We start from the raw sequence: 4,667 nt of genomic DNA, 5'->3' as shown, positions 1-4,667 counted from the left end.
GGCAGCATCTGTGCAGGAAAGAGCCGAGCGCATTGCCCAGATCACCTCGACGGCAGCTTTTTCAAACGAGGCGCGCCGTTATTCTGCCTCTCCGTCGCGCGGTCGCGGTGGTCGTCTGGACTGGTTGCCCATTTCGCAGCTGCCGCCGCAATTGCGCCCGCTGGTTCTGGGGCTCGCGCCCGGTGAAGTGACCGCGCCAATTCCATTGCCCAACGCAGTTGCCCTGTTCCAACTTCGTGACATTCAGGAAACCGACGCGCCTGATCCGAAATACGCAGCCATTGAATATGCCGCTTATTATATCGCGGGTGGCCGCACCGAAGCGGCGCTGGCAGCGGCGCGCAAGGTGCAAAACCGTGTCGATCGCTGCGATGATCTTTATGGCATCGCCAAAGGACAAGACCCAAGCGTTCTGGAACGCGGTGCCAAAAAGCCTAGCGAAATCCCGACCGATATCGCGATGGAACTCGCCAAACTTGATATCGGCGAAACCTCGACCACGCTGACGCGTTCCAATGGGCAAACTCTTGTTCTGCTGATGCTTTGCTCGCGCACGCCCGAGCTGGAACAGGAAGTCGATCGCGCGCAGCTATCATTGGGTCTGCGCAACCAGCGACTTGAGTCCTATTCCACTGGCTATCTCGAACAGCTTCGCGCCGACGCACGTATCACCGGGAACTAGAATGTCAGCGCCAATCGCACTCAGCTGCGGTGAACCTGCCGGCATTGGCCCCGAGATCGCTGTGAAAGCATGGCAGAGGCTGCGTGCGGACCTGCCGTTCTTTTGGATCGGTGATCCGCGTCACTTGCCAACAGGCACCCCGTTTCAGGCGATTTCAGCGCCGGATCAAGCCGCATCTGTTGCAGCGACAGCCCTGCCCGTTCTACCGCTGCGCTTTGCGCAACCGTCGCATGCAGGCCAACCAGATGCCGCCAATGCGCAGGGCGTTGTCGACGCAATAGCGTTGGGCGTCGAGCTGGTAAAATCGGGTGCAGCACGCGCGATCTGCACCGCGCCTATCCACAAACAAGCCTTGCAAGATGGCGCAGGTTTTTCCTATCCGGGGCATACAGAGTTCCTCGCAGCGCTGGATGGTGGCCGCGATGTTGTCATGATGCTTGCCTGCGATCTGCTTCGCGTTGTGCCCGCGACGATCCACATTCCACTGAAGGATGTCGCGACAGCCCTTACACCCGACCTGCTCGAAAGTGTGTTGCGCATCACTCACGACGCTTTGATAGAGCGGTTCGGCATTGCCGCCCCTCGTATCGCTGTTGCCGGCCTTAACCCACACGCGGGCGAAGGCGGCAAAATGGGGTATGAGGAGCTAAAGCTCATCGCGCCCCTACTCGACAAGCTGCGCGCAGAGGGGATGACCCTGTCAGGACCACTGCCTGCCGACACGATGTTTCACCCGGCTGCGCGCGCGCACTATGATGCAGCGGTATGCATGTATCACGATCAAGCATTGATCCCGATCAAAACGCTGGATTTCGACAAGGGCGTGAACGTCACGCTTGGACTTAGTTTTACACGCACTTCGCCCGATCACGGCACGGCCTTTGATATCGCAGGTAAAGGCATTGCCAACCCGTCCAGCCTGATTGAGGCCCTGCGCATGGCTGCAAGGATGACCTCGACATGAACACCATAGACCAGCTGCCAGCGCTGCGCGATGTCATCGAGAAACATGATCTGCGCGCGCGCAAATCGCTGGGTCAGAACTTCCTGCTGGATCTCAATCTCACGTCAAAAATCGCGCGTCAGGCGGGTGATCTTAGCCAATGCGATGTGCTTGAAATCGGTCCCGGCCCTGGCGGCCTGACCCGTGGCCTGCTGGCGCAAGGCGCGCGCAAAGTGCTGGCCATTGAAAAGGACGCGCGCTGCCTGCCCGCGCTGGCCGAAATCGGTGCCGCCTACCCGGGGCGCCTTGACGTGATCGAGGGCGACGCACTTGAGATTGACCCGCTCGCATATCTCACCCCTCCGATCCGCGTTGCGTCAAACCTGCCCTATAATGTGGGGACAGAGCTTCTTATTCGCTGGCTTACCCCCAAACAATGGCCGCCCTATTGGCAAAGCCTGACGCTGATGTTCCAACGTGAAGTGGCGCAACGTATCGTGGCTGAGCCTGGCTCGAAAGCCTATGGTCGCCTCGCCATTCTGGCGCAGTGGCGCTGCGATGCCCGTATCGTCATCAACCTGCCGCCAGAGGCCTTTAGCCCACCGCCAAAAGTCTCAAGCGCCGTGGTCCATCTAACGGCCCTGCCCGAACCGCGCTTTCCAGCAGATTTCAAAACCCTCGAACGCGTTGTCGCAACAGCCTTCAACCAACGGCGCAAAATGCTGCGCGCCTCGTTGAAATCAGCGGCTCCCGATATCGAAGACCGCCTGATTGCCGCGGGGCTCAAACCCACCGATCGCGCCGAACAAATTCCACTTGAAGGCTTTTGCGCCCTTGCGCGTGAAATCAAGAAAACCTGACAGGTTTCCTCTCTCTTTAAATATCCCGGGGAGTCCGCCAAAGGCGGACGGGGCAGCGCCCCACAAACAAAAAAGCCGGGCGCAACGCGCCCGACCTTTAGATCAAATCTGGTAAATGTAGATTACTCGGCAGCGTCCGGTGCAGGCTGCGGATCAATCGGCGCATCTGACGCAGCTTTTTCAGCCGCAGGCTTTCGCGGTGCACGTGGCTTGCGCTGTGGGCGCGGTTTGCTTGGCTTGCTTTCTGGCGTTTCTACCAGACCCGTGTCCGCATTTGCGTCAATCACATCAGGCTGATCGCCAGCGCCGTTGTTGGGCGCGTTTTCTGTTGCCTGCTGTTGCACATCGCCCTGCTGCGCTTCGCGTGCCTCGCGCTGTGCATCACGCTCGGCGCGTTCACGATCACGCTCGGCCTGGCGTTCGCGGTTTTCACGCTCTTGCTGCTCACGGCGCTCGTCAATCTCTTTCTGAGCAGCCCCGAGAAGACGCAAATAATGCTCGGCGTGCTGGGAAAAGTTTTCCGTCGCAACGCGGTCGCCCGACAATTGAGAGTCGCGCGCAAGTTGTTGGTATTTATCAATGATTTGCTGCGGCGTGCCGCGCACCTTGCCCTCTGGGCCAGAGCTGTCAAAGACTCGGTTAGGAATATTTCCGCCAGACTGTTGCGGGCGATTGCGGTTACTTTTCCGCGAACGTGGTTTTGATGATCTCATCTTGCCTTCAATCCAGCATATCAATGTCACTGTGAACTTGGAATTGCGCCAAGGTAACGCGCGAAAATCAAGATCACTATTTGTGGCTTGGTGCCAAAGGGAACAGGAACAAACGCGTTCACCTGTGTAGCACCGCCCATAAAGCACCTCAGATCAAATGCTGCAACCCGATTCCCTGAAATCCTTCGAAAACACCACAAAATAGGCAGCGTGATGCTAATCTACCGCGGTTTTTGGGCCCAAATACCGCAAACAACGCGATCCCGTCCTGCCATATCCTGCAAACATTGAATTTCAGTAAAGCCGTTTTCTTCAAAAAGCTGCTGCACTGCCGCCCCCTGTTGGTGACCGATTTCAACGATAAGACGCGCCCCATCGCGCAAGTGCGCCCCAGCTTGGGCGCTCAGAACCCTATAGGCGCCCAGCCCGTCGCCCTCGTCCGTCAACGCAATGCGTGGATCAAATTCGCGCACTTCAACGTCCAGATCAATCCATTCCTCAAGCGCAATATAGGGCGGGTTTGACACAATCAGATCAAATTGCCCGCTTACAGTCTCAAACCAGTCCGAACGGATTAATGTGACCGTCTTCTCAACTTCGATTGCTTTCATATTGCTGCGCGCGACGGCCAATGCTCGCTCGGAAATATCCGTGCAGACCACCTTCGCGCCGGGCCATTCCGCCGCCAGCGTCAACCCGATTGCCCCGCTTCCCGTGCCCAGATCAAGCACACGCGCTTGCGGACCCAGTTCTAAACAGGCCGCGATCAGGGTTTCCGTATCCCCGCGCGGGTCCAATACGTTCAGATCAACCGCAAAGGAGCGTCCCCAAAACTGGCGCTTCTGAATGATCTTCGAGATCGGTGTGCATCGCGCACGCGCCTGAACCAACGTCTCTAACCGTGCGCGCACATCGTCGCTCACCTGGTCGTGCATATGTAGGGTCATCCGGCTTGGCTCAATGCCCAAGGCATGCGCGGCCAAGATTCGCAGATCGCGCATCACATCATCACTCGGCACATCCGAAAGGCGCTGGCGCAGGCTTAACATCAAGTCCTGTAGGATCACCCGTTCATCTCTGCCAGTTTTGCCGCCTGATCGTCGGCCGTCAGCGCATCAATGATTTCATCCAGATCGCCTTGCATCACCTGATCCAGCTTATAAAGCGTCATGTTGATGCGGTGATCGGTCATACGCCCTTGCGGGAAGTTATAGGTGCGAATGCGCTCGGATCGATCACCTGATCCAACCTGCGATTTGCGATCCGCCGAACGCTCGTCATCGATACGTTGACGTTCTGCATCATAAAGGCGCGTGCGCAGGACCTGCATCGCAATCTCGCGGTTGCGGTGCTGGGATTTCTCCGCGCTGACAACGATGATACCCGTTGGCAGGTGGGTGATACGAACGGCAGAGTCTGTGGTGTTCACATGCTGACCACCCGCGCCCGAGGCACGCATAGTATCAATG

6 protein-coding genes are annotated in these 4,667 nt (G+C 57.9%); 3 read left to right on the top strand and 3 right to left on the bottom strand.

All coding sequences use genetic code 11. The features are described from left to right. The 3 genes from WBC85_RS12775 to rsmA all read left to right on the top strand — a co-directional run. A partial coding sequence (locus WBC85_RS12775) for a peptidylprolyl isomerase (protein ID WP_424437745.1) occupies positions 1–682 on the top strand: 682 nt, incomplete at its 5' end. 1 nt (position 683) lies between these two features. Further along, entirely contained in the window at positions 684–1,646 is a 963-nt protein-coding gene (pdxA, locus tag WBC85_RS12770; RefSeq protein ID WP_424437742.1) for a 4-hydroxythreonine-4-phosphate dehydrogenase PdxA, read from the top strand. Then, a complete protein-coding gene (gene rsmA / locus WBC85_RS12765; protein WP_424437739.1) occupies positions 1,643–2,485 on the top strand; it encodes a 16S rRNA (adenine(1518)-N(6)/adenine(1519)-N(6))-dimethyltransferase RsmA in 843 nt (280 codons plus the stop codon). The genes pdxA and rsmA overlap by 4 nt, the downstream gene beginning before the upstream one ends. Positions 2,486–2,607: 122 nt before the next feature. On the opposite strand, the gene WBC85_RS12760 is transcribed toward rsmA, so the two are convergent. From WBC85_RS12760 to WBC85_RS12750, 3 genes are all read right to left on the bottom strand, one after another. Next, positions 2,608–3,198 carry a DUF4167 domain-containing protein gene (locus tag WBC85_RS12760; protein WP_424437736.1) on the bottom strand — a complete coding sequence of 197 codons (591 nt, stop codon included), beginning with the start codon at positions 3,196–3,198 and terminating at the stop codon, positions 2,608–2,610. Positions 3,199–3,419: 221 nt separating this feature from the next. After that, positions 3,420–4,265: a peptide chain release factor N(5)-glutamine methyltransferase gene (prmC, locus tag WBC85_RS12755; RefSeq protein ID WP_424437733.1), complete on the bottom strand. Its 846-nt coding sequence runs from the start codon at positions 4,263–4,265 to the stop codon at positions 3,420–3,422. Further along, positions 4,262–4,667: peptide chain release factor-like protein (locus tag WBC85_RS12750; protein WP_424437730.1), on the bottom strand; the 406-nt coding region annotated here is incomplete at its 5' end. The genes WBC85_RS12750 and prmC, both read right to left, overlap by 4 nt.

The organism is Planktotalea sp., from assembly GCF_049680325.1.
Taxonomy (GTDB): Bacteria; Pseudomonadota; Alphaproteobacteria; order Rhodobacterales; family Rhodobacteraceae; genus Planktotalea.
The sequence above is the reverse complement of the archived record's forward strand: the minus strand, read 5'-3'. Positions and strand labels throughout refer to the sequence as shown.

Coding starts and splice junctions, on each gene's coding strand:
- pdxA (WP_424437742.1), top strand. CDS start 684: ATGTCAGCGCCAATCGCACTCAGCTGCGGTGAACCTGCCGGCATTGGC.
- rsmA (WP_424437739.1), top strand. CDS start 1,643: ATGAACACCATAGACCAGCTGCCAGCGCTGCGCGATGTCATCGAGAAA.
- WBC85_RS12760 (WP_424437736.1), bottom strand. CDS start 3,198: ATGAGATCATCAAAACCACGTTCGCGGAAAAGTAACCGCAATCGCCCG.